General features: G+C 30.0%; 1 protein-coding gene. It reads left to right on the top strand.

The genetic code is table 11. The annotated features are described in order from the left end of the window. A partial coding sequence (locus A1QC_RS07095; protein ID WP_017025679.1) for a reverse transcriptase domain-containing protein occupies positions 1-437 on the top strand: 437 nt, incomplete at both ends.

Raw genomic sequence — 437 nt, forward strand, 5'->3', positions numbered from 1 at the left:
TAACAAGAATGTTGTTTTTTCATATCGCAAAGGTGTTTCAATAAGGGATGCAGTTGAAAAACATGCGTCTAATAAGTTTTTCTTTCAAACAGATATAAAAAATTTTTACGGTAGTATTAATCGACAAAATATCGTGGATGTATTCGATAATCGATTTAATATGGTTCCTATTTCCGATCTAGAAAACTATCGAGAAAAGCTATTGGAATTGATTGTTATTGATGATAAGTTGCCAGCCGGTTTTTCCACGTCACCTATGTTAAGTAATATCTGCTTGTTTGATTTTGATAATAAACTAGAGAAGTATTGTAGTGATTCGGGATTAACATATACTCGCTATTCTGATGATATAATAATCTCCTCTAATGAAAGGCAAATACTTACTGATTTAACTGATGTTATACAATGCTTGCTTTATAAATGTGTGAATAATAAAA

Origin of the sequence: Vibrio rumoiensis 1S-45 (assembly GCF_000286955.2) — a bacterium.
GTDB classification, from domain to species: domain Bacteria; phylum Pseudomonadota; class Gammaproteobacteria; order Enterobacterales; family Vibrionaceae; genus Vibrio; species Vibrio rumoiensis_A.